This window comes from Streptomyces sp. NPDC051738 (assembly GCF_044453205.1).
GTDB lineage: Bacteria > Actinomycetota > Actinomycetes > Streptomycetales > Streptomycetaceae > Streptomyces.
Genome location: NZ_JBITCM010000001.1, coordinates 851,900 through 877,864, shown reverse-complemented (window position 1 = coordinate 877,864; position 25,965 = coordinate 851,900). Strand labels below are relative to the sequence as shown.

The following is a 25,965-nucleotide window of genomic DNA, read 5'->3' as shown; positions in this document are numbered from 1 at the left end:
AGCGTTCACATTCACAAGCAATTATGCAGCACGCGCCAACCGGGCCCGTACGGGGGGTCCCTTGTTCGGGTCAACCCCTTGGCGTGAACTTCAACATATTGTTGAATCTGCTGCATGCAGACACAGACACCCCTCCGGATACGGATCTCATGGCCCGCGGGGAACCTCACCGCGAGCCTCGACGACACCCCGACCGCGCAGGCCCTCACCAAGGCACTGCCCCTCGTCTCGACCGCCCGCACATGGGGCGAGGAGGTCTACTTCGACACAGGCGTCGCCGTTCCACGTGAAACCAACGCCCGGCAGGTCGTAGAGCCGGGCACGGTCGCCTTCTGGACGGACGGCGACGCCCTCGCCCTCCCCTACGGGCCCACGCCGATCTCGAAGGGTGACGAGTGCCGCCTGGCGAGCCCGTGCAACATTCTGGGGACCATTGACGGCGACCCGGGCCTGCTGGCGACGGTGCGCGACGGCGACCCCGTGCGCGTGGAACTGGCCTGACGGGCGGAGCCCTACAGCTCCTTCTGGAACCCTTCCGCCACCTTCAGGAAGATGTCGTTCGCCTCGGCCTCCCCGACCGTCACCCGCACACCCTCGCCCGGGAACGGCCGGACCACCACGCCGTGCTGCTCACACGCCGCCGCGAAGTCGACCGTGCGCTCCCCCAGCCGCAGCCACACGAAGTTGGCCTGGGTCTCGGGCACCGTCCAGCCCTGGGCACGCAGCCCGTCGACCACACGGTTCCGCTCGCACACCAACGAGCCGACCCGGCCGATCAGTTCGTCCTCGGCACGCAGCGAGGCAATCGCCGCGTCCTGCGCCAGCTGGCTCACCCCGAAGGGCACGGCCGTCTTGCGCAGCGCCGCCGCGACCGGCTCATGGGCGATCGCGAAGCCGACACGGAGACCGGCGAGGCCGTACGCCTTGGAGAACGTCCGCAGGACGCAGACGTTCGGCCGCTCACGGTAGATCTCCACGCCGTCCGGCACCTCGGGGTCGCGGATGAACTCGCGGTACGCCTCGTCGAGCACCACCAGCACATCGCCGGGCACCCGGTCCAGGAACCGCTCCAGCTCGGCCCGCTTCACCACGGTGCCCGTCGGATTGTTGGGGTTGCAGACGAAGATCAGCCTGGTCCGGTCGGTGATCGCGGCGGCCATCGCGTCCAGGTCGTGCACATCACCCGGCGTCAGCGGCACCTGCACCCTGGTGGCGCCGCTGATCTGCGTGATGATCGGGTACGCCTCGAAGGACCGCCAGGCGTAGATGACCTCGTCGCCGGGCCCGGAGGTGGCCTGCACCAGCTGCTGGGCGACGCCGACCGAGCCGGTCCCGGTGGCCAGGTGGGAGGCCGGGACGCCGAAGCGGTCCGACAGCTCGTTCATGAGCGCCGCGCACATCATGTCCGGGTAGCGGTTGAAGGACGAGGCGGCGGCGGTCACGGACTCCATCACGCCGGGCAGCGGCGGATAGGGGTTCTCGTTGGAGGACAGCTTGTAGGCCACCGGACCACCGGCCGCGGCGGGCTTGCCCGGCTTGTAGGTGGGGATACCCTCCAGCTCGGCGCGCAGCTTGGGGCTCGTCTCGCTCACCGCAGTCCTCCTCGCGACCACCGGCGGCCCGTCATCACCGCCGGCTCCAATACTCCTCACCTTATGAGGATTCGACGCCGATGCGTACAGGTGGGACGCCCTCGACTGCGGACCCCTTCTGTCACACCTGCATCAGGGGCATCACTGTACGAAGCTGTACGAATTGGGGGGCGCATCACACATATATCTATGCGCCGGTGGCTCACGCCCTGGCGCGCATCACCCGTGAAGGTGAGTTGAGACCTCTTCGAAACATCGGGCACTTGGCAGGCCCGTGCGTGCCGACAAGTCACGTCCTACTATTGGATCGTTCAACTCCCTTGGTTTCCAAGGGCTTTGACGCCTATTGACCTTGCAGAAACGTACCTGTCAACGGGTGCATATGCGTCCGCACTACCCCACCGCATGAGCCCTACTATCGGCTCGCCATGACAGCAGCAGGGAAGCACCAGGTGAGCCGCGCGGAAACCTCACGCCGAGGCAGTCGGCCCGGGCGGGCGGGGATCAGAGACGTGGCCGCCGCTGCCGGCGTCTCCATCACAACCGTCTCCGACGCTCTCAACGGCAAGGGCAGGCTCCCGGACGCCACCCGACGCCATGTCCGCGAGGTCGCCGACCGACTGGGCTACCGGCCCTCGGCCGCCGCCCGCACGCTCCGTACCGGTAAGTCGGGCCTCATCGGCCTGACCGTGACGACATACGGGGATGAACCTTTCACCTTCACCGAGTTCGCGTACTTCGCCGAGATGGCCCGCGCGGCCACCTCGGCCGCGCTCGCCCGCGGCTACGCCCTCGTGATCCTCCCCGCGACCTCACGCCACGACGTGTGGTCGAACGTCGCCCTCGACGGCACGGTCGTCATCGACCCGTCCGACCAGGACCCGGTCGTCAGCGAACTGGTCAGACAGGGGCTGCCGGTGGTCTCCGACGGCCGTCCGGCCGGCTCGCTCCCGGTCACCGCCTGGGTCGACAACGACCACGAGGCCGCCGTACTCGGCATCCTCGACCACCTGGCCGACGCCGGCGCCCGCCGCATCGGCCTGCTGACCGGTACTACGACGGACACGTACACCCATCTGTCGACGACCGCGTACCTGCGCTGGTGCGAGCGGGTCGGCCAGGACCCGGTGTACGAGGCCTACCCGGCACACGACCCGTGCGCCGGCGCCGTCGCCGCCGACCGGCTGCTCGCCCGCCCCGACCGCCCCGACGCCGTCTACGGCCTGTTCGACCCGAACGGCACCGATCTGCTCGCCGCCGCCCGCCGCTACGGCCTGCGCGTACCGGACGACCTGCTCCTGGTCTGCTGCAGCGAGTCCACCGTGTACGCCAACACCGAGCCGCCCATCACCACGCTCTCCCTGAAGCCGCGCCGCATCGGTACGGCCGTGGTCCAGCTCCTCATCGACGCCATCGAGAGTGTGAATTCGGACCAGCCGGTCGAGCAGGTGATACCGACCGAGCTGATCGTGCGTACTTCGTCCCAGCGACGGCCGCCGCGCACGACGGTCAGCCCGCCTCGGTCGCCCGAGGAGCGGTAGCGGCAGCTCGCGAAGGACAGTGGCAGCAGGTCGGGGGAAGCGGCAGACGCAGGTCGGGGGAGGGTCGGCCACCGGCCCGAGAGCACCGGAGACGGGTCGCGGAGCGACGGGGGACGAGGTCATCGGGCGGCCGAAGCCCTGCCCAATCGGGGCGAAAGCCGCAGGGAACAGGAGTCCTGCTCCGATTCACCACCCCTGGGTCATCACATGGCGCGATCGGCATTCCTATGATGGGCCCACGACACCCGCGGGCCGCTGCGACCAGGCAGTCCGATGCGGTGCAGCTGCGGCGCGATGGTGGAGGGGTCTGATGACTCAGGGGGCCGGTCAGGGACCCGAGGTGGAGCGGACGGCGACGTTGCGCGACTTCCGGGTGCCCGCTTACGTACACGAGACCGGTCCGTACGACCACAGCACACACTTGGGTGACGCCGTCCCGCTCGTCGACGAGGCCTATCCGGAGGGATACACGCCGACGCAGCGCGACCTGCCCGTCATCAACCGCGGTGACACGGTTCAGGTGCAGGTCGACCCCGCTTCCCTGCCCGTCCCGCAGTCGGAGGCGAGCCCCGGTCCGCTGTTCGTCGTCGGTGACGTGCACGGCTATCTCGACGAGTTGGTGGCCGCACTCCAGGAGCAGGGCCTCATCGACGCGGCGGGGAATTGGAGCGCGGGCACCGCCCGGCTGTGGTTCCTCGGCGACTTCACCGACCGCGGCCCGGACGGCATCGGCGTCATCGACCTCGTGATGCGGCTGTCGGCGGAGGCAGCCGCGGCCGGCGGCTACTGCAAGGCCCTGATGGGCAACCACGAGCTGCTGCTGATCGGCGCCAAGCGGTTCGGCGACACCCCTGTCAACTCCGGTGCGGGCACCGCCACCTTCCAGGCGGCCTGGCTGCTCAACGGCGGCCAGAAGACCGACATGGACCGTCTCCAGGACCACCATCTGCAATGGATGGCGCGGCTGGACGCCATGGAGGAGGTCGACGGCCATCTGCTCGTGCACTCGGACACCACCGCCTATCTCGACTACGGCGACTCGATCGAGGCGGTCAACGACACCGTCCGCGAGACGCTCACGCGCAACGACGCCGACGAGGTCTGGGATCTCTTCCGCAAGTTCACCAAGCGCTTCTCCTTCCGCGACGAGGGCGGCGCCGACCATGTGCGCTCCCTGCTCGATACGTACGGCGGCACCCGCATCGTTCACGGTCACAGCCCGATTCCGTACCTGGTGGGCGATGTCGGCTCCGAGGAGGGCGAGGACGACAGCGGGCCCCTGGTCGAGGGACCGCACGTCTACGCCGACGGCCTCGCCGTCGCGATGGACGGCGGCGTGACCATGGCCGGAAAGCTGCTGGTCCAGCAACTTCCCCTGGATATCTGAGCGTTCACGGGGCAGACGTCGCCCCAGGGCGTAGTGACGGAAGACGGCGCAGGCCAGGGCCCAATTTTTGGAAACCCCCTGTCACCGTGTGCCGTCACCGCTCTACCATCGGCTTATCCGTAGCAGGCTCCCCTCCGTTTCTGCCCGACGGCTCGTTGCCATGCGAGCCCCAAGCCCTACGGAGCATCGGGGGATGCACATGAACAGCGTTCCGCAGCACCTGTACAGCGAGGACCGCCAGGATTACGAGCGGTTCCTCGACGAGGCGCTGCGCTCCGCACCACACCACCCGGACCTGACCGCTGTCGGACAGCGGCTCAACCCCGAACAGCTGCGCACCATGGCGCTCAACGCCACCGCACTCATCACGGCGGCCGCGGCGACCGAGTACCAGCACTACGTGAAGGTCCGCGAGGAACTGCGCCAGCCGGCGCCGTCCACCCCGTCGTCCGCCCGCGAGTCCGGCTCCACCGAGTCGGGCACGGGCGCGATGGGGCTCGCCACCACCATGGGAGAAGTCGCCGAGACCGCCGGCCCCGGTGTCATCGCCGTCCTCGCCGTCCTCGCACCCGTCCTCGCCGGCACCGCCGCGGCGATCTTCCTGCTCGTGGGCTACATCCTGAAGATGTTCGACCCCGAGCCGGCGTTCGCCACGACGATGCTCACCACTGGATGGGTGTTCGGCGCCGTGGCGGCGGCCGCGATCCTGGTCGCCGCCGTCGGCCTCCTGCTCACCGCCCTGCGCAACCGGCCCGCGTTCGTCAGCGGACCGCACGGCGAACTGAGCGAGGAGGTCACCCGGGCCAGGGAAGCCTGGCGCGAGGCCCTGCTGGAGCGCGGCATCCTGCCTTTCCTGCGAGAGGCACTCGCCGACCCCGGCACGGCATCGGCCCTGCACCGCTTGCCACCGTCGACACCCGCCGGCCGTATCCCGAACCTCGGCTACGACCGCCCGGGTTTCAGCAGCCCCGGCGACGGCTCCTCCACGGGCCCGCGCCCGAGTTTCTCCAGCCCGGACTACAGCAGCCCGGACTTCGGAGGGCCGGAACACCAGCCGGAGTAGCCCCTCGGCTTGCGCCCCCGCCGTAGGAGAGCCCCCGCCAGGGGACCCTCCTCCTCGACGGAGCCCCGAGGAGACCTCCTCGGGGAGGCGCAAGCCGAACAGCCGGGCAGCACGCCGGACACCCGGCCACGCGCCGGACACCCGGCCACGCGCACCGGACACCGGGGCATGGCGCCCTGGGTCAGGACGTCGGCGTCAGTCCGCGATCGGCAGGTACACCCGGTTGCCCGCCGCCGCGAACTCCTTCGACTTCTGAGCCATGCCCTCCTCGATCTCCCCCTGGGAACCGCCGTGTTGGCGGCGGATGTCCTGGGAGATCTTCATCGAGCAGAACTTCGGCCCGCACATGGAGCAGAAGTGGGCCGTCTTGGCGGGCTCGGCCGGCAGGGTCTCGTCGTGGAACTCCCGTGCCGTGTCCGGGTCGAGAGCCAGGTTGAACTGGTCCTCCCACCGGAACTCGAAGCGGGCGTCGGACAGCGCGTCGTCCCACTCCTGCGCACCGGGGTGTCCCTTGGCGAGATCGGCTGCGTGGGCGGCGATCTTGTAGGTGATGACGCCGGTCTTGACGTCGTCACGGTTGGGCAGGCCCAGGTGCTCCTTGGGCGTGACGTAGCAGAGCATGGCCGTGCCCCACCAGGCGATCATCGCGGCACCGATGCCGGAGGTGATGTGGTCGTACGCCGGAGCGACGTCCGTGGTCAGCGGGCCGAGCGTATAGAACGGAGCTTCATCGCAGATCTCCTGCTGAAGGTCGATGTTCTCCTTGATCTTGTGCATCGGGACGTGTCCCGGGCCCTCGATCATGGTCTGTACGTTGAAACGCTTGGCGATCGTGTTGAGTTCCCCGAGCGTCCTCAACTCCGCGAACTGCGCATCGTCGTTGGCATCCGCGATCGAGCCGGGCCGCAGGCCGTCGCCGAGGGAGTACGTCACGTCGTAGGCGGCGAGGATCTCGCAGAGCTCCTCGAAGTTCTCGTAGAGGAACGACTCCTTGTGGTGCGCCAGGCACCAGGCCGCCATGATCGAACCGCCGCGCGAGACGATGCCGGTCTTGCGGTTGGCGGTGAGCGGCACATACGGCAGGCGCACACCCGCGTGGACCGTCATGTAGTCCACGCCCTGCTCGGCCTGTTCGATGACCGTGTCCTTGTAGATCTCCCAGGTCAGCTCCTCGGCGCGGCCGTCGACCTTCTCCAGCGCCTGGTAGAGCGGCACCGTACCGATGGGCACGGGGGAGTTGCGCAGCACCCACTCACGGGTGGTGTGGATGTTGCGGCCGGTCGACAGGTCCATGACCGTGTCGGCGCCCCAGCGGGTCGCCCAGGTCATCTTCTCGACCTCCTCCTCGATGGAGGAGGTGACCGCGGAGTTGCCGATGTTGGCGTTGACCTTCACCAGGAACCGCTTGCCGATGATCATCGGCTCGATCTCCGGGTGGTTGACGTTGGCGGGCAGGACCGCCCGGCCCGCGGCGATCTCCTCGCGGACCACCTCGGGAGAAACGTTCTCCCGGATGGCCACGAACTCCATCTCGGGCGTGATCTCGCCGCGGCGCGCATAGGCGAGCTGCGTGACCGCTTGGCCGTCACGGCTGCGACGAGGCTGGCGCGGCCGGCCTGGGAAGACCGCGTCGAGGTTGCGCAGACCGCCGCGCGGCGAGGTGTGCTTGATGCCGTCGTCCTCGGGACGGACGGGACGGCCCGCGTACTCCTCGGTGTCGCCGCGGCCGATGATCCAGTTCTCCCGCAGCGGGGTCAGTCCCCTGCGGACGTCGGTCTCGGCGACTGGATCGGTGTACGGGCCCGATGTGTCGTACAGCGTGACCGACTGCCCGTTGGTGAGGTGCACCTGTCGGACCGGCACCCGCAGGTCGGGGCGTGAGCCCTCGACGTACGCCTTGTGCCAGCCGATGGACTTCCCGGCCTCCGTGGGGTTTTCGCCCTGAATGGACTGTTCGTCCTGGGTGGAGGCAGGCGTGCGCGCGTCCTTGATGGTCATGAGACCTACTCCCTACGCCGGCATTACCCGGTAACAGGTTCGGCGGTCGACGCAGCGGCTTCCGTCTGCCGACGTTTCGTGTGAAACATCACTCGCGATGAGTGATGTTTCATGTGAAACATCGCTGGGACGGAGGTCAGCGCCCTCTCAGCCCGGTGCTCCGAGCTCCCGCGTGTACAAAGGTGGCACCACGCTAGCGTCAATTCGGGCGCGGTGAACAGAGGGCCCCGGTCGTTCTTGCGATGATCGGGCGGTGACCACGACGCATGAACCGCCCTACCCACCGCCCGAGCGGCCCCACGGATCCGGCGCCGGAAACGGCTCCGCACGGGGCAACGGCCGTAGCGACGGCCGGGGTTCGGGGGTTCCCGGGGCGAGATACGACGGCGGGTATGGCCGTGGGCCCGGAGGCGGATCTGGAGGCGAATCCGGAGGCGAGGGTCACGACGATCACGCGGCTCAATCCGACGGCTGGCACGAGCACGGCCCCGGGACCGGCGGGATGCAGGCGCTCGGGGGCGAGTCCGGCGGCGGTCACGGGCGCGGACCAGGGGCCGGTGGACCGCATGGGCACCGTCCGGGGTCCGGTGGACCGTACGAGCGCGGTCCCGGGTCCGGTGGACCGCCGCGGCAGGGGCCCGGCCCGGGTGACGGGTATGGGCACGGGCACGACTCCGGTGGCGGTGGCGGTCATGGGCCCGGGCGCGATTCCGGCGGCGGTCACGGGCACGGAACCGGATCCGGCGGCTCGCGGGGCGGCGATGACGGTGGTGGGTTCGGGCACTCGCACAGTCACGCCCACGGTCCTGCGGCGCCTGTCTCCCGACACCTGCGCAAGGTCATCGCGGCGATCCTGATCCCCTTCGCCGCGGCGGTGGTGGTGGGCCTCGCGGTGCTGTGGCCGGGCGGTGCCCCGCCGCACGAGCGCACGGGCGTCGGCTTCGACCGGCAGACTCAGCAGGCCACGGTCACCAAGGTGATCGAAGTGAGCTGCAAGGCCGCGGGTGCCTCGGGGGTGCCCCCGACCGGCGACACCTCCACCGCCGAGGGTTCCTCCGCCGTGCAGCAGGAGAACGGCACCTGCAAGAAGGCGACGATCCGCGTCGACACGGGCCAGGACAAGGGCCGTACGTTCACGGAGATCGTGCAACCCGACCAGTCACGGCAGTTGCACGAGGGCCAGGAGGTCGTCGTCGCCTATGAGCCCTCGGCGCCGAAGGACCTGCAGTACTCGGTCACCGATGTGAACCGCCGGGTGCCGATGACGGTGCTCGCCGGCATCTTCGCGCTCGCCGTCGTGGTGGTGGGCCGGATGCGCGGTGTCATGGCGCTGATCGCGCTGGCCGTCAGCTTCCTGGTGCTGACCTCCTTCATCCTGCCGGCGATCCTGCAGGGCTCGAACCCGCTGGTCGTGGCGGTGGTCGGGGCGAGCGCCATCATGCTGATCGCCCTCTACATGTGCCACGGCCTGTCGGCACGTACGTCCGTGGCGGTGTTCGGCACACTGCTCTCGCTGCTGCTGATCGGCTTCCTGGGCTCGGGTTTCATCGACTGGGCCGCGCTCACCGGCAACACGGACGACAACACCGGCCTGATCCACGGGCTGTACCCGTCGATCGACATGAGCGGTCTGCTCCTCGCCGGCGTCATCATCGGTTCCCTCGGTGTCCTCGACGACGTGACGGTCACGCAGACGTCCGCCGTCTGGGAACTGCACGAGGCCAACCCGACGATGGGCTGGCGCGGGCTGTACCGCGCAGGCATCCGCATCGGCCGCGACCACATCGCGTCCGTCGTCAACACACTCGTCCTCGCCTACGCGGGCGCCGCGCTGCCGCTGCTGCTGCTCTTCTCGATCGCGCAGAGCGGCGTCGGCACGGTCGCCAACAGTGAGCTGGTGGCGGAGGAGATCGTGCGCACGCTGGTGGGCTCCATCGGCCTGGTCGCCTCGGTGCCGGTCACCACGGCTCTCGCGGCCCTGGTGGTCTCGGCCGACCGGCCGGAGAAGGGGGCGGCGTCGACGGGTACCCAGCCGGTCCCGGCGGGCGCACAGCCGGCTCCTGGGCGCGGCGGGCGGGGACGACGGCGTAAGCGGTGAGACGGCGATGCAAGCGGTGAGATGGCGATGGAGTCGGTGAGACGGCGGTGGGGGCAGTGAGAGCGCGACGTGAGCGCTGAGACGGCGACAGAGGCAGCCAGGGCGCGACGTAAGCGCTGAGACAGCGGAGGGGGGCGGTGAGGGGTCCGCCCGCCGATCCGACACGGCCGGCCTCGCCCACCCGGCGCAATCCGGAGCACGCCCGGCGAGGAAGCGCTCCCACGCACGCCGTTTGCACCCGGCGAAGCGTTACGCCACCCCCACCCTGGCCGCCGTAGCGCCTCAACCCGCGCTCTGCTCCTCCGCCAGGATGCGGTCCAGGGCCTCGTCCAGGTGGGCGTCGAAGTCGGCGAGCGCACCCTCCTGCCCGAGCGGCACCAGCTTGTCGGTGCGGTCGAGGAAGGCCACGAGCGGCGCCACCGAGGAGCGGAACAGCGCCTGGTCGGCGCCGACCTGAAGCCGGATCAGCACGTCGCCGAGCGTCTCGGATCCGGCCGGCGAGACCCGTACGTCGCCCTCCCCGCACGGCCGGCCCACCCCGTCGACCAGCAGCTCGCGGCCGAACGCCCAGGTCACCGGGGCATCGCCGGGCAGGTGAAAGGTCAGCCGCACGGCATAGGGATCGCAGGTCTCGTAGCGCAGCTCCACCGGGATGCGGAAGGAGAGCTCCTCGGAGACGAGAAAGCTCATCATGACCTCTGCCTGCACGGACTCACGCATCGCCTACCCCGTCGTTTGCCGTCGACTGGCCGGGGAACGGACCCCGACACTGGTGGAATCTTGCTGAACGTACACGAGAGATCACAAGGAGTGAGTTTTCACATACTGATAGAGATCGAGAGTGACCCCAGGAGCCGCCCGACTTCGTCCTGCAGCTGACGTGCCGCCGACAGCAGCCGGTCGGCCTGATGTACGGGCAGGGAAATAGCGATGGTCGCGGCTGTGCTGCCCACGGTGATCGGGATCGCCGCGCACACCGTGCCCAGCGCGTATTCCTGGCGCTCGGTCACCGGATCCATGCGGCGGATCCGTTCGAGGCGTCGCAGCAGGGTGCGGCTGTCACGCACCGTGTACGGGGTGATGGCCTGCACGGCATGGCGGTCGAGATGGTCCCGGCGGGCGTCCTCGCCCAGTTGGGACAGCAGGCACTGACCGATGGCGTGCGCATGGCCGGTCTCGCGGAAGTCGGCCCATTCCTCGACCGCCGGGTTGCCGGGGGTGTCGGAGACGCCCATGACCTCGATCTCGCCGTCGCGGTACAGGGCGTAGTACACGGGAAGGCCCAGGGCGTCACGACAGTGGGCGAGCGCGTCGGCCACCGTGCTGCGACGTTTCTGCTCGGCTCCGCTGCTGCTCAGCCGCACAGCGGCCTCGCCCAGGAAGAACAGTCCTCTGTCGCGGCGCAGATAGCCCTCGTGCACCAGGGTGCGCAGCAGGTGGTAGGCGGTGGGCAGTGCCAGACCCGTCTCGCGGGCGAGTTGCTTGGCGGGAGCGCCGTACTCGTGCCCGGCGACGCATTCCAGTAGGCGCATCGCACGTTGGACGGATCCGATGAGCGTCGCGGAGTGCGGCTGCTCGGGGGGTGTCGGGGATGCCTGCCTCGGCACCTGGGGTGCGGAGGAGTGCGGCCGTCCGACGGGTGCGTGGGGGTCTGAGGGGGCGGTGTCAACCGTGGCCAAGGGTCACTCCCTGAGCGCCGAGGGGGGAGCCCGTGCGGGGGAACACGGGAGGGGTGCACGCCGCTCGCGGGGGCATCCCCGCGTCGATTTCCGGACTCTATTGGCCCGTCACCGCTCGCTGACGCCCTGCCCGGAAAACTTCCCTCGGCCGAGGGAACCGGTGATTCCTGTTACCGCCCACCGGTCCCCACAGTCCCCACGGCCCTCACCAGTCGCTGCGCGACGAGGAGCTCGACGTGAACTTCCGTACGACGTAGATCAGTCCACCGACCAGTGCCACGAAGACCAGCACCTTGAAGAGCAGTCCGATGACGAACCCGACGACGCTGGCTATCAGGCCGCCGAACACGACCAGAGCGATGACCGGCACCGCGATCCACTTCACCCACCACGGCAGTCCTGCGAAGATCTCACGCATCGCCCTCGTCCTTACCTCTCCGGCCCGTCACTGTGCCGGGTCCCGATCCTTCGAATCTGCTGATTCCCTGCACTCGATGCTAGGACGAGCAGGTGCCCCGGCGGGGCCTCGCAGCCCTTGTCATCCCCTGATCGATCCCCTAGGGAACCCCGAGACCCGAGGTCAGCTCTCGGGTGGAGAGAACACCACGAGCACCCTCAGATCCTCGCTGATGTGGTGGAACTTGTGGGCGACCCCGGCCGGCACGTACACCACGCTGCCCCGCGCCACCTGGGTGGTCTCCATGCCGACGGTGATCTGGGCCCGGCCGCTCACAACGAAGTAGACCTCGTCCTGGTTGTGCGGCTTCTGTGGATCCTGCTCCCCGGCGTCGAGCGCGTACAGACCGACCGACATGTTGCGCTCCCGCAGAAACTGCAGGTAGGCGCCCTCGTTGGCGGCGCGCTCCGCCTCCAGTTCGTCCAGCCGGAATGCCTTCATCGCTGTCGTCCGCCCTTGTCCCAGTGCTCATGGCCGATCTCGTCTGCCACGATCAGACACATGAAGAATTTCGTAGTCAAGACGATCGCCAACGCGGGCGCCCTGGCGGTCGCCGTCTGGCTGCTCGACAAGATCACCCTCACCGGTGACAGCACGGGCAAGAAGGTCGGCACCCTGCTCATCGTCGCGCTGATCTTCGGCCTGGTGAACTTCCTGGTCAAGCCGATAGTCAAGCTTCTGAGCCTGCCACTGCTCATCCTGACGCTCGGCCTGTTCACGCTGGTCGTCAACGCGCTGATGCTGCTGCTGACCTCGTGGCTCGCCGACACGTTCGACCTGAGCTTCCATGTCGAGGGCTTCTGGACCGCCGTGCTCGGCGGCCTGATCATCTCGGTCGTCTCCTGGGCGCTCAACGTCGTCCTGCCCGACGGGGACTGAGCATCCGATGACCTACCGCGTCTGCTTCGTCTGCACCGGCAACATCTGTCGCTCGCCGATGGCCGAGTCCGTCTTCCGCGCCCGGGTGGCGGAAGCCGGACTCGACGGCCTGGTCGAGATCGACAGCGCCGGCACCGGCGGCTGGCACGAGGGCGATCCCGCCGATCCGCGCACCGTCTCCGTCCTCGAAGAGCACGGCTATGACGGTGGCCACACGGCTCGGCAGTTCCAGTCGTCCTGGTTCGACCGACTCGACCTCGTCGTCGCGCTCGACGTCGGGCACCTCAAGGCCCTGCGCCGCCTCGCGCCCTCGCCACAGGACGCGGCGAAGGTGCGGCTGCTGCGTTCCTACGACGCCGCCGCGGACGACGACCTGGACGTGCCGGACCCGTACTACGGCGGCCTGGACGGCTTCGAGGAGTGCCTCGAGATGGTGGAGGCGGCAAGCACGGGCCTCCTCGCCGCGGTCCGCGAGCAGGTGGGGGGACACGCGGCATGAGCGACACGGATACGCAGGGGCCGCCCTCCGGCGACGGGGACGGCACACGCGCGGTGCGGGCCGGGCTGCCCGAGCCGGTCAAGTACGAGCCCACTCTGCCGGGCCCGGTGTTCGCCGCCCACTTCCACCTGCCGGGCGAGCCGACGGGGCCGTACACCTACGGACGCGACGAGAACCCGACCTGGTCCCACCTGGAGCGGGCCATCGGCGAGTTGGAGTCGCCGGCGGAGGACGGCGTCGAGACGCTGGTCTTCGCGTCGGGCATGGCCGCGACGTCGTCGGTGCTCTTCTCGCAGCTGCGTACCGGCGACGCGGTCGTCCTGCCCAGCGACGGCTACCAGGCGCTGCCCCTGGTACGCGCGCAGTTGGAGGCGTACGGCATCGAGGTGCGCACGGCGCCGACCGGCGGGGACGCCCAACTCGGCGTCCTGGACGGCGCGAAGCTGCTGTGGATCGAGACCCCGTCGAACCCCGGCCTCGACGTGTGCGACATCCGGCGGCTCGTGTCGGAGGCGCACGCGCGCGGCGCCCTCGTCGCCGTCGACAACACGCTCGCGACGCCGCTCGGGCAGCGGCCACTGGAGCTCGGCGCCGACTTCTCGGTGGCCAGCGGCACCAAGCAGTTGACGGGACATGGCGACGTGCTGCTGGGATACGTCACCGGCCGCGACGCCGAGGCCATGGCCGCCGTACGGCGCTGGCGCAAGATCGTCGGGGCGATTCCGGGACCCATGGAGGCCTGGCTGGCGCACCGTTCCCTCGCCACGCTCCAGCTGCGCGTCGAGCGGCAGAACGCCAGCGCCCTGGCGGTCGCTGAGGCACTGCGGGACCGGCCGGAGGAGCTCGGGGTGCGCTATCCGGGGCTGCCCGACGACCCCTCGCACGCGATCGCCTCGCGGCAGATGCGGCGCTATGGCTGCGTGGTGTCCTTCACGCTGCCCACGCGCGCGCGTGCCGAGCGTTTCCTGGACACCCTGCGGCTCGTCGACGACGCGACCAGCTTCGGCGGTGTGCGGTCCACGGCCGAACGGCGCGGACGCTGGGGCGGCGATGCCGTACCGGAGGGCTTCATCCGCATGTCGGTCGGCGCGGAGGATCCCGAGGATCTGGTGGCGGATGTGCTGAGCGCACTGGACGAGTCGGCGCAGTGACCGAGGCCTTACCTGCGTCCGTCGGTGTCCGCATACGTACAACGGGCGGTCCGAGCCTCCCCCCTCGTGGCTCGGACCGCCCCCGGTTCCGCGCGCGAAGAACCGCGCAAGCAAGGCTAGTTGACTCTCTGTCAGTGTCCAATCACAGTAGCGACAGCGACCTATCGACTTATTTATAGTTGGACCCTGCCTGCCCTGGGGGTGAGGAGAAGGGCGGGAAAGGGGAGGGTGTCGCATGGATCTGGCCTTGTTGCGCACCTTTGTGACCGTGCACCGGGCCGGCTCCTTCACCCGCGCCGCCGCGTTGCTCGGACTGTCGCAGCCGGCCGTGACCTCACAGATCCGCACCCTGGAACGGCAGTTGGGCCGCCCCCTCTTCCTGCGGCAGGCTCGCGGGGTGACGCCGACGACCATAGGCGACGAACTCGCCCACAAGGCCGCCCCGCACCTCGACGCCCTGGTGGAGATCGCCGAGACGGGTCTCGACGACGAGTCCTCGTTACGAACCCTGCACCTGGCCGGCCCTCCCGAGTTCACCGCCGAGCGCGCGCTGCCCGCGCTCACCGAGCTGACCGGCGAGGACGGCCAGGGATTCGCGCTGCGCGCGTCCTTCGGCAACGCCGAGGAGAGCCTGGAGGGGCTGGCCGCAGGGCATCATGATCTGGCCATCAGTACGGCCCGTCCGCGCGGCGGTCTGCTCACCGCGACTGCGCTCTGCGACGAGGAACATGTGCTCGTCGCCGCCCCCCGTTGGGTCGACCGAATCGGCTCGGGGCAGCTGCGCCACAAGGGGGCGCACGCACTGGAGGACGTTCCGGTGGTGGAGGTGCACGAGTCCCTCCCGTTCGTCTCCCGGTACTGGGCTTCGATCTTCGACTCCCGTCCCGCCGCCCCCGGCACCGTGATCGTCCCCGATCTGCGCGCGGTCCTGGCGTGCGCCGTCGCGGGGGCGGGGCTCGCGGTACTGCCCCGCTATCTGTGCGCGGCCGCGCTGGAGCGCGGCGACGTCGTCGCCCTGCACGATCCACCGGTGCCGCCGCTGCGGACGTATTTCCTGGTGGTCCGCACCGGCACGCTGGCGATGCCGCATATCGTGCGGGCCCACGAGTGGCTGCTCAGAGCGGCTTCCGACTGGGCCTGAGCAGCGGCTTCGGAGCGGTCTGAGCAGGGGCTTCCGAGCCGGTCCGGGCGGCGACTGCCAAGAGGGCCTGAGCAGGGCATACGGGGCCATCACTGGGTGAGCTCGACCGGTGACGTCTCGCGATGTTTCACGTGGAACCAGCCGGGCCACATTTCTCCCATGACCGTCCGACCCGTGGTCAAGCGCACCGCCCGCGCCGTTCTGCTGGACGGCGACGACCTGATCTTGATCAAGCGCACCAAGCCCGGTGTGGATCCCTACTGGCTCACTCCCGGTGGCGGAGTCGAGTCAACAGACCCCACTGTCGTCGATGCCCTGCACCGCGAGGTGTACGAGGAGCTCGGCGCCAAGATCATCGACGTTGTGCCCTGCTTCGTCGACACCGTCGAGCACATAGGCGAGGACGGCGGCGCAACCGGTGTGAAGGTGCAGCACTTCTTCGTCTGCCGCCTGGAGTCGATGGACACGTCCCTGCGGCACGGTCCTGAAATGGACGAGCCCATCGGCGAGTACGAGATCGTGCGGGTGCCGTTCACCCGGGTCGGAATCGCCTCTGTCCACCTCGTGCCGCTCTCGCTACGGCACTACCTGGACGGGAACATCGAGGGCGTCCGTGCGATGCACGCCCCCGACCTGGGCTGATCCAACCGACGTTCAGTCCCCGATGACGACGAGTTCCTCCACGGAGTCATGCCGTATGCGCTCGGACGGGACACCGACGTCCCTCAGCGCGTCCACACCGCTGCGGATCATGCCGGGCGGTCCGGAGACGTAGGCGTCGTACTCGGTCCAGGGCCCGTACTCCCGTATGGCGTCGGGAAGCTGGAGGAGCCCGTGCCGGTCCACCACCGGGCGGACCTCCAGCCACGGGTGGGACTGCTTGAGCCGGAGCATCGTGTCGATGTCGTACAGGTCCTGATCGCTGCGGGCGCCGTAGAAGACCTCGACCGGTCGTCGTTCACCGTGCTCGGCGACGTCCTCGATCAGCGCCTTGATGGGCGCTATGCCGGTGCCTCCGCCCAGGCAGAGCAGACCACTGGCCGTGGTGTGGTCCACGGTCATCGAACCGGCCGGCGGGCCGAGCCGGATGATGTCCCCCGGCCGGGCGCGGTGCACCAGCGCGTTGGAGACCCAGCCCGCGGGCACGGCCTTCACATGGAACGTCAGTAGCCCGTCGGAGCGGGGCGCCGAGGCGAAGGAGTAGTGCCGCCAGATCCTCGGCCACCAAGGCGTCTCCAGGCTTGTGTACTGCCCGGCGAGGAAGGGATAGGGCTGGTCGGGACGGACGGTGACGACCGCGACGTCCGGGGTCCTGAGGTCGTGCGCCACGACCTCCGCGTACCACCAGGCGGGGGCGCGTAGTTCGTCCGCCGACGCGGCGTCGATCATGACCTGCGAGATGGTCGTGTACGCCCGGACCCAGGCGGCCTCCATCTCCCCGTCCCAGACACCGCCGGCGTACTTGCTCAGCGCGCCGATGAGGCATTCGCCGACGGCCGGGTAGTGCTCGGGCCGGGTGCCGTACTTGCGGTGGCCGCGGCCGAGGTTCTGCAGGTACTCGACGAGGACGGGCTTGTTGTCGATGTGCTCGGCCGCCGTGAGGAGGGCCTTCAGCAGCCTGTCCCGCTGGGTGTCCATCGCGGCGGGGAACAGCGAGCGCAGATCGGGGTGGCGCACGAAGAGCAGCGCGTAGAAGTACGAGGTGACCTTGTCAGCGACCGGGGCGACCTCGGCCATCGTCCGGCGAATCAGGATGGCGTCCGGAGAGGCGGCTTGGGGTGGGGCGGGGCGCTGGGTCGGAACGTGCAGGTGGGGGGAGGACGGGGATATGGGAGCGGGGCTCGATATCGCCGGGTGACCTGTGGGCGCCTGGGTGTGGGCGGGGGGCGTCTGGCCTTGGGCCTGCGCGTGGGCCTGAGCTTGGGCCTGGGGCGAGGCGAACGCGGAGGCGGAGGCGGGCGGCTCTTGGCCTGGCGCCGGGGCGAAGGCAGGGGACCGGCCGGGCGCCGGGGCGAGGGTTGAGGCCACTTGGCCTGTGGCCGAGGCCGGTGCGTACGGCGGAGACGATATGTGGCTCGGGGTGGGCGTGGCTGGAGTCGGTATCGCGGCCGGTGCACCTTGTTCAGGGGCGGGGCGGGTTGCGGGGTCCGGTATGCCGGAACCGAAGCCGATGCCGTCCGCGGAGGCCGACTCCGACCGGCCGTCGGCAGTGGCGGGCTGTGTGCCGTCCTGGGGCGGCGGGGCCGTGCCCGCGGCCGTCGCCGTCCTGCCGACCGGACGCATCGCTGCCAAGCGGCGGCCCTCGGCCGTCTCCTGTTCGGTGCCCGGTGTCGCCGCCGGCTGCTTGCGCGGCGTGAACCAGCCGCCCCCGCCGCCGGAAGTGCCGTTGTCGGCCGACGTGGTGGTCGGAGCGTCCATCGTGTGCCTCGCCTCGAACATCTTTCGGTCGGTCTACGCACTTCCTCGGTCGGAAGATGCCTGCTTCCCCCGCGACGGCTTGCTTTTCCCCGTTCGTTGCCGTGACCAATGCGGCCACATTCAACCCGTATTCACACTCGGTACGGACAAGTAAGGCGAGAGTGTGACATTGGCCGCAGTACTCTTACCGCAGCATCCCACCGCGCGTGGGCACCCTGGCCGCTTACCCGAGAATGCGGGTCTTCGATCTCTCCGTCCCGTTAAGCTGCGTTGTCTTGCGGTCGGTCCGCGCCGGGGCTCTGCATCACAGCTCGGACACGAACCGGAGTCGACCCTACCGGCCGACGGCCCGATCACAAGTCCCCCCTTCATCTCTCACGAATTGGGCAAGGCTGCGAACGAGCAGTTCCTTCGATTACCGGCTACTGCGTACCAATTCATAGGCTTCCCACAGATCCATCCCCATGTAAGTGTGGGTCGCGAGTCCGGCCAGATGGCGATCCGCGTTGACGGCGACGGAAACCGGGACAGCACCGAACAGGTCCTTGTCCGACAGTGAATCGCCATAGGCAACGCAGTCGGCCCGCGTCACCCCGAACTCCTCGCAGAGCCGGTCGGCGACACGCACCTTCGCCGCGGCGCTGAGCACTCCCGCCGGGTCCACGGGCTCGGTGAACGGCACGGCTGGAAAGCGGGAACCGTACGCCGCGTGCGCTCCCCAGCCCGTCAGCCGCTCCACGAAGAAGGAGGGCGAGAGGGATACGACGGCGCAGTAGTCGCCCTGTCCCCTGATCTCCGCCCAGACGTCACGGATCCGGGCCAGCCAAGGAGCATCCTCGAAGGCAGCCATCACATGGGCCTCAGTGAGATCCGCCCAGAGCGCGTACACCCGCGTCGCGTACTCCGGCGGTCCGATCAGCCCCGCCGAGATCTCCCGGTCGAGCGCCACGGTCTCCGCTTCCAGGCCGAGTTGCCGTGAGATCTCCACAGGGGCGGTCGTTCCGTGCAGGAGTGTGCCATCGAGGTCGAAGAGGTGAAGTCTGGCCATGGGCCTTGAGGCTAATGGGACGGGCGGGAAGATCACCTTCATCGACTCGGGCGCGAGACGCGCTCCCACGTATCGGAGAACGCTCACCGAACGCCCCCTGATGGAGGCCCTTTGATGGAGGCCCTTTTATCGTCGCTCGCCGTTCGTCCATGTTTCACGTGAAACACCCGGCGTCAGTCGGCACATTGTGCGGTGGTCCATGACATGGCCAAAAGCTCGTACGTCTCCCCGGAAACGGCTGGACGACCAGGGCAGTCGTCAGACAGCCTGACCTGCGTGCCGACTCCTTCCCTCGCCGCTCTGCCCATCCGCCGTCTGACGCCTCGCGACCTCACCGCCTGCGCCGACTTGTCCGAGGATCGGGGCTGGCCCCGTGAGGAACACAAGTGGGGGTTCCTCCTCACGGCCGGCAAGGGATACGGCATCGACGACCCCGACGGCGGTCTCGTCAGCGCCTGCGTGGTCACGGAGTACGGGCCTCAGGGCCGACCCGATCTGGGAGCCGTCGGCATGGTCCTGGTCGCCGAGCGGCATGCCCGACAGGGCGTCGGACGCCGCCTGATGCGTCACGTCATCTCCGCGATGGGTACGACCCCGCTGACGCTGCACGCGACGCCGAACGGCCGGCCGCTCTACGAGGAGCTCGGCTTCAAGGCCACCGGTCGTGCGGAGATGCTGCGTGGCCACTTCCGCCCCGGCCCCTCGGCACCCGAGGTCGCCACGCGCGCGGCCACCGCCGAGGATCTGACCGCGATCGTGCGGCTCGACGAAGAGGTGTTCGGCACCGACCGCACGCACATCATCACGCGGCTCCCCGCTTTCACCGATCAGCTGCGCGTCGCCGAGGCGGACGGCCGGATCGTCGGATACGCGGGCGCCTGGCCCAACATGGACACACAGGTCGTGGGCCCGCTGATCGCCCGCGACACGGAGACCGCGAAGGCACTCATCGCCTCCCTCGGCGCCCACACCGACCGCCCGTTGCGCACCGACATCGACGTACGCCACGAGGAGCTGCTGACCTGGGCGAAGGAGCACGGTCTGGCATCCGTCGCCTTCAACTCGGTCATGACGCACGGCATCGCCGAACTCCCCGGCGACTGGACCAGGCGATTCGCTCCCCTGACGGTGGCGGCGGGCTGAGGCACGTGGCTACGAGCTGAAGCACCCACAGCAAGCGCCGGCCCCATCAGGGACCGGCGCTTCATCGTCGACACTGCGGTGCGCTGTCAGCCAAGTGCCTCGATCGCTGCCGCCGCGAACTGGTGGTCCTGCTCGGGCGCGCCGCCGCCGACCCCGATCGCGCCGATCAGCCGGCCGTCTCGATGGATCGGCACACCGCCCGCGATGAAGAGCAGTGGCCGATCGAGGGCGGTGGGCAGGGTGTGGAAGAGGCCACCAGGCTGTACGGCGTCGACGAGATCGACAGTGGGGGCGTCGAGCTGGAGTGCCGTGTAGGCCTTACGCGTGCTGGTCTCCCCGGAAATCAGCACGGCTCGGTCGTCCCGCCGGAAGGCGAGCAGCTGACCTCCGGCATCCAGGATCGTGACGCTGACGGTCACCCCGGCAGCCTCGGCGGCCTGGTGGGCGGTGGCGACGAGGACGTCGGCGTCCTGGGTGGTCAAGGGGACGACGGCGGTGGCGGTGCTCATGGGGGTTCTCCTTGCGGTGTGGTGCTGAGGTGGACGATCACGGGCCGTATGTGCGGCGGCGGCCCTGACGCCGCACACGGGGCGACTCAGTGGTGAGCGGCGGCTCGCTGCTCAGCCGGCACGGTGCTCGTGACGACGCCGCTGGGGGCTGCTCCGTCGCGGCGCTCCAGTGCGGCCGAGAGAAAGGCGAGCAGCAGCGCGGCGGCGGCGAGGGCGGCGCCGACCCAGTTGGGGGACGTGTAGCCGAACCCGGCCTCGATGACGAGGCCGCCGAGCCAGGCGGACAGGGCGTTGCCGAGGTTGAAGGCGCCGATGTTCACGGCCGAGGCGAGTGTCGGGGCGCCGTGCGCCTGGTCGAGGACGCGCTTCTGCAGCGGAGGCACGGTGGCGAAGCCCAGGGCACCGATCAGCGCGATCGTGATCGCCGCGAGGATCTTGTTCTGCGCGGTCAGCGTGAAGAGCGCGAGCACGAGGGCGAGGGCCCCCAGGGAGACGTACAGCATGGGCATCAGCGCACGGTCGGCGTACTTGCCGCCGATCAGGTTGCCGCCGACCATGCCGAGCCCGAACAGGACCAGCAGCCAGGTGACGGAGCCGTCGGAGAAGCCGGCGACATGGGTCATCATCGGCGCGATGTAGGTGATGGCCGCGAAGACGCCGCCGAAGCCGAGGACCGTCATCGCCATGGCGAGCAGGACCTGGGCGTTCTTGAACGCGGCCAGTTCGTGGCGCAGGCGTACGCCTTGCTGCTTGGGCATGTCCGGGACGAGCTTGGCCACGCCCGCCAGGCCGACGACGCCGAGGGCGGCGACGATGCCGAAGGTGACGCGCCAGCCGACGGACTGCCCGACGAACGTGCCCAGCGGGACGCCGACGACATTGGCCACGGTCAGGCCGGTGAACATCATCGCGATGGCTCCGGCCTTCTTGTCCGGGGCGACCAGGTCGGCCGCCACGACCGAGCCGATCCCGAAGAAGGCACCGTGGGCGAGCGAGGCGACCACACGACCGATCAGCATGACGGCGAAGGCGGGAGCGACCGCGGACAGCAGGTTGCCGACGATGAACAGCCCCATCAGCAGCATCAGCATGCGCTTGCGAGAGACCTTGGTGCCGAGCACGGTCATCAGGGGAGCACCGAGAACGACGCCGAGCGCGTAGCCGGTCACCAGGAACCCGGCGGTGGGGATGGAGACCCCGAAATCGCCCGCGACCTCGGGCAGCAGCCCCATGATCACAAACTCGGTCGTTCCGATTCCGAAGGCCCCGATCGCGAGGGCCAGAAGCGCGAGAGGCATGAAGGGGTGCACCTTCCCATACGATTGCAGGAGCGCTTTACATGTGATGACAATACTTGCATGCGCGGCCTACTTGCAAGCGCGGTCTATTGCGCCCTGCTCTACCTTGGCTTCAGTCGCTCCAGGACGGAGGAAACGCCATGACGGCGACGGACCCCGCGCTCACCGCCCTCGCCCAGGGCTGGTGCGCCCTCTCCCTGCTGCACGGCAGGATCGAGGCACACATCGAACGCGCCCTGCAGACCGGACACGACCTCAGCGTGCGCGAGTACTCCCTGCTCGACGTCCTCAGCCGCCAGCACGACGGCGAAGGCGGCCACCTCCAGATGAAGCAGGTCGCCGACGCGGTCGTCCTCAGCCAGAGCGCCACCACCCGCCTCGTCACCCGCCTCGAAGACCGCGGCCTGCTCTCCCGCTACCTCTGCCCCACCGACCGCCGCGGCATCTACACCAACGTCACCCCAGCAGGCCTCACACTCCTCCAAGAAGCCCGCCCCACCAACGACACAGCCCTGCGCCAAGCCCTCGACCAAGCCGCGCAGAATCCCGAACTGGCCCCGCTGGTCCGTGTCGTGGAGTCGCTCCAGGCACCCGCATAGGGTGCGAGCATGGGAGATCTTGAGATACGCCCCGCCGTCACCGACGACATCCCCGCGATCGTCGGCATGCTCGTGGACGATCCGCTTGGCGCCCAACGTGAGTCACTGGACGACCTGACCCCTTATCGCGCCGCGTTCGAGCGACTCAGCAGCGACCCGAACCAGCACCTGGTCGTCGCCGTCCGCGAGGGCCGTGTCGTCGGCACGCTCCAGCTCACGATCATTCCCGGGCTGTCGCGGCGCGGCTCGACCAGGTCGATCATCGAAGCCGTACGCATCCACGCCGCCGAGCGCGGCAGCGGACTGGGCACACAGCTCATCGAGTGGGCGATCGATGAATCCCGTCGGCAGAACTGCCAGTTGGTGCAACTGACCTCCGACAAGAGCCGCACGGACGCCCACCGCTTCTACGAGCGGCTCGGCTTCACGTCCTCGCACATGGGCTTCAAGATCCAGTTGTGAAACGCCGATGGGTCTGTTTCACGTGAAACAGGCCCATCCTCGGACCGTCAGAACGAGCCGCTGCCCCGCCACCCGTCGGGATCCACACCTCCGGGCACAGCGGCCCCCTCGTCGTACGGCTGACGCGTGAAGACGAACGACCCGAGGTCCAGATGGTCCACGGCCCCGTCCGGGCGTCGTACGGCCTTCAGGAGCTCGCCGGCGTAGTAGCCCTCCAGCCCGGTCCATGTGCCGTCACCGTTGGCCCGGAAACGCGAACGCCGTCCCTTGCCGGACAACGGCTCCAGCGAGACGGTCCCATCGGCCGTCAGCCGCAGAGCGAAGGGATGCGTTCCCCAGTACCACTGGCCCGCCAGCTCCAGGACCGCAGAGTCGACCTCGGGCATCGGACGCCAAGGATCGGGGATGCGTGGCTCGGCCTCGGCGACGATGCGGACGAGGTCGGCGGCGACGGTGAACAGCAGGGGGCCCGATGTGCAGTTGGCCAGGACGACGGCTGCGAGATCGTCCTCCACACTCACAGCAAGGCAGGCAAGGAAGCCCGGCAGGGACCCCGAATGCCCGACGAGGGTCCTGCCGTCCTGGTGCCGGATCTCCAGTCCCAGGCAGTAGGCATAGCCGCTCGCCACATCCGCCGCCTCCGACGGAGCCGCCGGCATCCTCATCTCCCGCAGTGACTCAACGCTCAGCACCCGCTCGTCGCCCTTGGCCAGGAGGGCCGCGAACCGCGCCAAGTCATCGGTCGTCGACCACAGTTGACCAGCCGACGCCATCCGTCCCAGGTCTTCGAGGGGCTCGGGAAGCATCACGTCGGCCCAGGGATGCACCGCCCAGCCTCCCGCGTGTGGTGCCTGCGGCCGCGTACTCGTGCGCTTCAGACCCAGAGGTTCGAGCACTTCACGCCGGAGTACGTCCTCCCACGGAGCGCCGCGCAGCTTCTCGACCAGCGCGCCCAGCAGGGTGTAGCCGGGGTTCGAATAGTGGAACCGGCGGCCCGACGGATGCAGGAAGGGCTGCTCGCCCAGGACGTCGGAGAGTTCGGGCCGCAGGGTTCCGGAAGTCCGCTCCCACCACGGTCCGGGCGACTCGGCCGCCAACCCACTGGTGTGCGCGAGCAGTTCGGCGATGGTGGCCTCCCCCGCGCCGGTGCCCGGCAGATGCTTCTCCAGCGCGTCACCGAGGTCGAGCAGGCCCTCATCGCGCAGACGCAGGACGAGAACGGCGGTGAAGGTCTTGGTGATGGAGCCGATCCGGTACTGAACGTTCTCGTCCGGCGCGTGCCCCTCCACCGAGGTGCGCGAGCCGTGCCACACGGTTGTGCCGTCCCGTACGACCGCGGCGACCAGCGAGGGCGCGCGGCCTTCGGCCTGGGCCACGGCGATGCGGTGCAGCAGTGCCCGGCGCGTGGCGGGGAGCAGCTCTTCCTGGGATGTCGTCATGCCCCCAGTCCACCCGGCGAACTCTCGGGAGTCGAGCGCATATCCGCGGGGTGAGTCGGATCAGGTCTGCGCCATGTCCACGAACCGCGAGTAGTGGCCCTGGAAGGCGACCGTGATCGTCGCCGTCGGGCCGTTACGGTGCTTGCCCACGATGATGTCCGCCTCTCCCGCGCGGGGCGACTCCTTCTCGTAGGCGTCCTCACGGTGCAGCAGGATCACCATGTCGGCGTCCTGCTCGATGGAGCCGGACTCACGCAGGTCGGACACCATCGGCTTCTTGTCCGTGCGCTGCTCGGGTCCACGGTTGAGCTGCGAGAGCGCGATCACCGGGACCTCCAGCTCCTTGGCCAGGAGCTTGAGGTTACGGGACATGTCCGAGACCTCCTGCTGACGGCTCTCGGAACGCTTCGAACCACCGGACTGCATCAGCTGCAGATAGTCGATGATCACAAGCTTGATGTCGTTACGCTGCTTCAGCCGACGGCACTTCGCGCGGATCTCCATCATCGACAGGTTCGGCGAGTCGTCGATGTACAGCGGCGCGGCCGAGACCTCGGGCATCCGGCGCGCGAGGCGCGTCCAGTCCTCGTCCGTCATGGTGCCGGAGCGCATGTGGTGCAGGGCCACCCGCGCCTCGGCCGACAGCAGACGCATCGCGATCTCGTTGCGCCCCATTTCGAGGGAGAAGATGACGCTCGGCAGGTTGTTCTTGATCGACGCGGCCCGCGCGAAGTCCAGCGCTAGCGTGGACTTACCCATGGCCGGACGTGCAGCGATGACGATCATCTGGCCCGGGTGCAGGCCGTTGGTGAGCGAGTCGAGGTCGGTGAACCCTGTGGGCACACCGGTCATCTCGCCGGTGCGCGAGCCGATCGCCTCGATCTCGTCGAGCGCGCCCTCCATGATGTCGCCGAGCGGCAGATAGTCCTCGCTGGTGCGCTGCTCTGTGACCGCGTAGATCTCGGCCTGGGCACGGTTGACGATCTCGTCGACGTCGTCGTCGGCCGCGTATCCCATCTGTGTGATGCGGGTGCCTGCCTCGACCAGGCGGCGCAGCACAGCGCGCTCATGGACGATCTCGGCGTAGTACTCGGCGTTCGCCGCCGTCGGCACCGTCTGGACGAGGGTGTGGAGATACGAGGCGCCGCCGACCTTGTTGATCTCGCCGCGCTTGGTGAGCTCGGCGGCGATGGTGATGGGGTCGGCCGGCTCCCCCTTGGCGTAGACATCGAGGATCGCCTGGAAGATCGTCTCGTGCGCCGGTTTGTAGAAGTCGTGGCCCTTGATGACCTCGACCACGTCGGCGATGGCGTCCTTGGACAGAAGCATGCCGCCGAGGACGGACTGCTCGGCGTCGAGATCCTGCGGTGGTACCCGCTCGAAGGCCGAGCCCCCGCCGTCCCACTCGCCGCTTTCCCGGCCGCGGTCGTGCTGCTCGTCACGTCCTCGGCCACCGTCACCGCGTCGGCGGGAAGCGGGCAGACGATCGCTGGGACCGCTGTCGGCCCACGGATCGTCCAAGGGCTCGGAAATGCTCACCCGAGCGACCTCCTCCCGTCCGCCT

General features: G+C 69.1%; 25 protein-coding genes and 1 riboswitch. Of the genes, 13 read left to right on the top strand and 12 right to left on the bottom strand.

Going from position 1 to position 25,965, the window contains the following annotated elements; translation table 11 throughout:
* The first annotated feature begins 114 nt into the window (after positions 1-114).
* The gene (locus ACIA8X_RS03935; protein WP_393455769.1) at positions 115-501 is read left to right on the top strand and encodes a cyclophilin-like fold protein; all 387 of its coding nucleotides are present in this window, start codon (positions 115-117) and stop codon (positions 499-501) included.
* 11 nt (positions 502-512) lie between these two features.
* On the opposite strand, the gene hisC is transcribed toward ACIA8X_RS03935, so the two are convergent.
* Positions 513-1,592, bottom strand: a complete 1,080-nt coding sequence (gene hisC, locus ACIA8X_RS03930) for a histidinol-phosphate transaminase (RefSeq protein WP_399457716.1) — start codon at positions 1,590-1,592, stop codon at positions 513-515.
* A gap of 428 nt (positions 1,593-2,020) precedes the next feature.
* Here hisC and ACIA8X_RS03925 point away from each other — a divergent pair, with 428 nt between their 5' ends.
* From ACIA8X_RS03925 to ACIA8X_RS03915, 3 genes are all read left to right on the top strand, one after another.
* Positions 2,021-3,133, top strand: coding sequence for a LacI family DNA-binding transcriptional regulator (locus tag ACIA8X_RS03925; protein WP_393455763.1), 1,113 nt, complete (start codon positions 2,021-2,023; stop codon positions 3,131-3,133).
* 310 nt (positions 3,134-3,443) lie between these two features.
* Positions 3,444-4,520, top strand: coding sequence for a metallophosphoesterase (locus ACIA8X_RS03920; RefSeq protein WP_399457715.1), 1,077 nt, complete (start codon positions 3,444-3,446; stop codon positions 4,518-4,520).
* Positions 4,521-4,713: 193 nt separating this feature from the next.
* Positions 4,714-5,583, top strand: coding sequence for a hypothetical protein (locus ACIA8X_RS03915; RefSeq protein WP_393455757.1), 870 nt, complete (start codon positions 4,714-4,716; stop codon positions 5,581-5,583).
* A gap of 195 nt (positions 5,584-5,778) precedes the next feature.
* On the opposite strand, the gene thiC is transcribed toward ACIA8X_RS03915, so the two are convergent.
* Positions 5,779-7,581: a phosphomethylpyrimidine synthase ThiC gene (gene thiC, locus ACIA8X_RS03910; RefSeq protein ID WP_399457714.1), complete on the bottom strand. Its 1,803-nt coding sequence runs from the start codon at positions 7,579-7,581 to the stop codon at positions 5,779-5,781.
* Positions 7,574-7,763, bottom strand: a riboswitch (TPP riboswitch). Its footprint overlaps the gene before it by 8 nt.
* 320 nt (positions 7,764-8,083) lie before the next feature.
* Here thiC and ACIA8X_RS03905 point away from each other — a divergent pair.
* Positions 8,084-9,679, top strand: coding sequence for a YibE/F family protein (locus ACIA8X_RS03905; RefSeq protein ID WP_399457713.1), 1,596 nt, complete (start codon positions 8,084-8,086; stop codon positions 9,677-9,679).
* A 282-nt stretch (positions 9,680-9,961) separates the two neighbouring features.
* On the opposite strand, the gene ACIA8X_RS03900 is transcribed toward ACIA8X_RS03905, so the two are convergent.
* From ACIA8X_RS03900 to ACIA8X_RS03885, 4 genes are all read right to left on the bottom strand, one after another.
* Positions 9,962-10,399, bottom strand: a complete 438-nt coding sequence (locus ACIA8X_RS03900; protein WP_062707976.1) for an SsgA family sporulation/cell division regulator — start codon at positions 10,397-10,399, stop codon at positions 9,962-9,964.
* Between the two features lie 98 nt (positions 10,400-10,497).
* The gene (locus ACIA8X_RS03895) at positions 10,498-11,232 is read right to left on the bottom strand and encodes an IclR family transcriptional regulator (protein ID WP_393456323.1); all 735 of its coding nucleotides are present in this window, start codon (positions 11,230-11,232) and stop codon (positions 10,498-10,500) included.
* Between the two features lie 331 nt (positions 11,233-11,563).
* Complete coding sequence (locus tag ACIA8X_RS03890) at positions 11,564-11,776, bottom strand: DUF5326 family protein (protein WP_030048440.1); 213 nt, start codon at positions 11,774-11,776, stop codon at positions 11,564-11,566.
* A 162-nt stretch (positions 11,777-11,938) separates the two neighbouring features.
* Positions 11,939-12,256, bottom strand: a complete 318-nt coding sequence (locus ACIA8X_RS03885) for a cupin domain-containing protein (protein WP_393455746.1) — start codon at positions 12,254-12,256, stop codon at positions 11,939-11,941.
* A 60-nt stretch (positions 12,257-12,316) separates the two neighbouring features.
* Here ACIA8X_RS03885 and ACIA8X_RS03880 point away from each other — a divergent pair, with 60 nt between their 5' ends.
* From ACIA8X_RS03880 to ACIA8X_RS03860, 5 genes are all read left to right on the top strand, one after another.
* Positions 12,317-12,694 carry a phage holin family protein gene (locus tag ACIA8X_RS03880; protein ID WP_393455743.1) on the top strand — a complete coding sequence of 126 codons (378 nt, stop codon included), beginning with the start codon at positions 12,317-12,319 and terminating at the stop codon, positions 12,692-12,694.
* A gap of 7 nt (positions 12,695-12,701) precedes the next feature.
* Entirely contained in the window at positions 12,702-13,193 is a 492-nt protein-coding gene (locus ACIA8X_RS03875; protein WP_393455740.1) for a low molecular weight protein-tyrosine-phosphatase, read from the top strand.
* The gene (locus tag ACIA8X_RS03870) at positions 13,190-14,344 is read left to right on the top strand and encodes a cystathionine gamma-lyase (RefSeq protein ID WP_399457712.1); all 1,155 of its coding nucleotides are present in this window, start codon (positions 13,190-13,192) and stop codon (positions 14,342-14,344) included. The genes ACIA8X_RS03875 and ACIA8X_RS03870 overlap by 4 nt, the downstream gene beginning before the upstream one ends.
* Positions 14,345-14,579: 235 nt before the next feature.
* Positions 14,580-15,485, top strand: coding sequence for a LysR family transcriptional regulator (locus ACIA8X_RS03865; protein WP_393455734.1), 906 nt, complete (start codon positions 14,580-14,582; stop codon positions 15,483-15,485).
* A 159-nt stretch (positions 15,486-15,644) separates the two neighbouring features.
* Positions 15,645-16,127 carry an NUDIX domain-containing protein gene (locus tag ACIA8X_RS03860; RefSeq protein WP_393455731.1) on the top strand — a complete coding sequence of 161 codons (483 nt, stop codon included), beginning with the start codon at positions 15,645-15,647 and terminating at the stop codon, positions 16,125-16,127.
* 12 nt (positions 16,128-16,139) lie between these two features.
* Here the strand turns inward: ACIA8X_RS03860 and ACIA8X_RS03855 are convergent, their stop codons facing one another.
* Together ACIA8X_RS03855 and ACIA8X_RS03850 are read right to left on the bottom strand one after the other, a co-directional pair.
* Positions 16,140-17,903 carry a globin domain-containing protein gene (locus ACIA8X_RS03855; RefSeq protein WP_393455728.1) on the bottom strand — a complete coding sequence of 588 codons (1,764 nt, stop codon included), beginning with the start codon at positions 17,901-17,903 and terminating at the stop codon, positions 16,140-16,142.
* 415 nt (positions 17,904-18,318) lie between these two features.
* Positions 18,319-18,951, bottom strand: a complete 633-nt coding sequence (locus ACIA8X_RS03850) for an HAD family hydrolase (protein ID WP_393455725.1) — start codon at positions 18,949-18,951, stop codon at positions 18,319-18,321.
* A gap of 276 nt (positions 18,952-19,227) precedes the next feature.
* Here ACIA8X_RS03850 and ACIA8X_RS03845 point away from each other — a divergent pair, with 276 nt between their 5' ends.
* Entirely contained in the window at positions 19,228-20,094 is an 867-nt protein-coding gene (locus tag ACIA8X_RS03845; protein WP_393455722.1) for a GNAT family N-acetyltransferase, read from the top strand.
* 86 nt (positions 20,095-20,180) lie between these two features.
* Here ACIA8X_RS03845 and ACIA8X_RS03840 read toward each other — a convergent pair whose 3' ends face one another.
* Entirely contained in the window at positions 20,181-20,603 is a 423-nt protein-coding gene (locus tag ACIA8X_RS03840; protein ID WP_393455719.1) for a heme-binding protein, read from the bottom strand.
* 86 nt (positions 20,604-20,689) lie between these two features.
* Positions 20,690-21,901: an MFS transporter gene (locus tag ACIA8X_RS03835; protein WP_399457711.1), complete on the bottom strand. Its 1,212-nt coding sequence runs from the start codon at positions 21,899-21,901 to the stop codon at positions 20,690-20,692.
* Between the two features lie 140 nt (positions 21,902-22,041).
* On the opposite strand from ACIA8X_RS03835, the gene ACIA8X_RS03830 reads away from it, so the two are divergent.
* Positions 22,042-22,500 carry a MarR family winged helix-turn-helix transcriptional regulator gene (locus ACIA8X_RS03830; protein ID WP_393455713.1) on the top strand — a complete coding sequence of 153 codons (459 nt, stop codon included), beginning with the start codon at positions 22,042-22,044 and terminating at the stop codon, positions 22,498-22,500.
* Between the two features lie 9 nt (positions 22,501-22,509).
* Positions 22,510-22,962, top strand: a complete 453-nt coding sequence (locus ACIA8X_RS03825) for a GNAT family N-acetyltransferase (RefSeq protein WP_393455710.1) — start codon at positions 22,510-22,512, stop codon at positions 22,960-22,962.
* A 47-nt stretch (positions 22,963-23,009) separates the two neighbouring features.
* Here the strand turns inward: ACIA8X_RS03825 and ACIA8X_RS03820 are convergent, their stop codons facing one another.
* Together ACIA8X_RS03820 and dnaB are read right to left on the bottom strand one after the other, a co-directional pair.
* Positions 23,010-24,401 (bottom strand): serine hydrolase domain-containing protein, encoded by a 1,392-nt coding sequence (locus tag ACIA8X_RS03820; protein ID WP_399457710.1) that lies wholly within the window; start codon positions 24,399-24,401, stop codon positions 23,010-23,012.
* A gap of 60 nt (positions 24,402-24,461) precedes the next feature.
* On the bottom strand, positions 24,462-25,940 hold the full coding sequence (gene dnaB / locus ACIA8X_RS03815; RefSeq protein ID WP_393455704.1) for a replicative DNA helicase: 1,479 nt from the start codon (positions 25,938-25,940) through the stop codon (positions 24,462-24,464).
* Positions 25,941-25,965: the final 25 nt, after the last annotated feature.

What these genes read in the sequence shown, in the direction of transcription:
- ACIA8X_RS03935 (WP_393455769.1), top strand. Translation starts at nt 115, where the DNA reads ATGCAGACACAGACACCCCTCCGGATACGGATCTCATGGCCCGCGGGG.
- ACIA8X_RS03925 (WP_393455763.1), top strand. Translation starts at nt 2,021, where the DNA reads ATGACAGCAGCAGGGAAGCACCAGGTGAGCCGCGCGGAAACCTCACGC.
- ACIA8X_RS03920 (WP_399457715.1), top strand. Translation starts at nt 3,444, where the DNA reads ATGACTCAGGGGGCCGGTCAGGGACCCGAGGTGGAGCGGACGGCGACG.
- ACIA8X_RS03915 (WP_393455757.1), top strand. Translation starts at nt 4,714, where the DNA reads ATGCACATGAACAGCGTTCCGCAGCACCTGTACAGCGAGGACCGCCAG.
- thiC (WP_399457714.1), bottom strand. Translation starts at nt 7,581, where the DNA reads ATGACCATCAAGGACGCGCGCACGCCTGCCTCCACCCAGGACGAACAG.
- ACIA8X_RS03905 (WP_399457713.1), top strand. Translation starts at nt 8,084, where the DNA reads ATGCAGGCGCTCGGGGGCGAGTCCGGCGGCGGTCACGGGCGCGGACCA.
- ACIA8X_RS03900 (WP_062707976.1), bottom strand. Translation starts at nt 10,399, where the DNA reads ATGCGTGAGTCCGTGCAGGCAGAGGTCATGATGAGCTTTCTCGTCTCC.
- ACIA8X_RS03890 (WP_030048440.1), bottom strand. Translation starts at nt 11,776, where the DNA reads ATGCGTGAGATCTTCGCAGGACTGCCGTGGTGGGTGAAGTGGATCGCG.
- ACIA8X_RS03885 (WP_393455746.1), bottom strand. Translation starts at nt 12,256, where the DNA reads ATGAAGGCATTCCGGCTGGACGAACTGGAGGCGGAGCGCGCCGCCAAC.
- ACIA8X_RS03880 (WP_393455743.1), top strand. Translation starts at nt 12,317, where the DNA reads ATGAAGAATTTCGTAGTCAAGACGATCGCCAACGCGGGCGCCCTGGCG.
- ACIA8X_RS03875 (WP_393455740.1), top strand. Translation starts at nt 12,702, where the DNA reads ATGACCTACCGCGTCTGCTTCGTCTGCACCGGCAACATCTGTCGCTCG.
- ACIA8X_RS03870 (WP_399457712.1), top strand. Translation starts at nt 13,190, where the DNA reads ATGAGCGACACGGATACGCAGGGGCCGCCCTCCGGCGACGGGGACGGC.
- ACIA8X_RS03865 (WP_393455734.1), top strand. Translation starts at nt 14,580, where the DNA reads ATGGATCTGGCCTTGTTGCGCACCTTTGTGACCGTGCACCGGGCCGGC.
- ACIA8X_RS03860 (WP_393455731.1), top strand. Translation starts at nt 15,645, where the DNA reads ATGACCGTCCGACCCGTGGTCAAGCGCACCGCCCGCGCCGTTCTGCTG.
- ACIA8X_RS03855 (WP_393455728.1), bottom strand. Translation starts at nt 17,903, where the DNA reads ATGGACGCTCCGACCACCACGTCGGCCGACAACGGCACTTCCGGCGGC.
- ACIA8X_RS03850 (WP_393455725.1), bottom strand. Translation starts at nt 18,951, where the DNA reads ATGGCCAGACTTCACCTCTTCGACCTCGATGGCACACTCCTGCACGGA.
- ACIA8X_RS03840 (WP_393455719.1), bottom strand. Translation starts at nt 20,603, where the DNA reads ATGAGCACCGCCACCGCCGTCGTCCCCTTGACCACCCAGGACGCCGAC.
- ACIA8X_RS03835 (WP_399457711.1), bottom strand. Translation starts at nt 21,901, where the DNA reads ATGCCTCTCGCGCTTCTGGCCCTCGCGATCGGGGCCTTCGGAATCGGA.
- ACIA8X_RS03830 (WP_393455713.1), top strand. Translation starts at nt 22,042, where the DNA reads ATGACGGCGACGGACCCCGCGCTCACCGCCCTCGCCCAGGGCTGGTGC.
- ACIA8X_RS03825 (WP_393455710.1), top strand. Translation starts at nt 22,510, where the DNA reads ATGGGAGATCTTGAGATACGCCCCGCCGTCACCGACGACATCCCCGCG.
- ACIA8X_RS03820 (WP_399457710.1), bottom strand. Translation starts at nt 24,401, where the DNA reads ATGACGACATCCCAGGAAGAGCTGCTCCCCGCCACGCGCCGGGCACTG.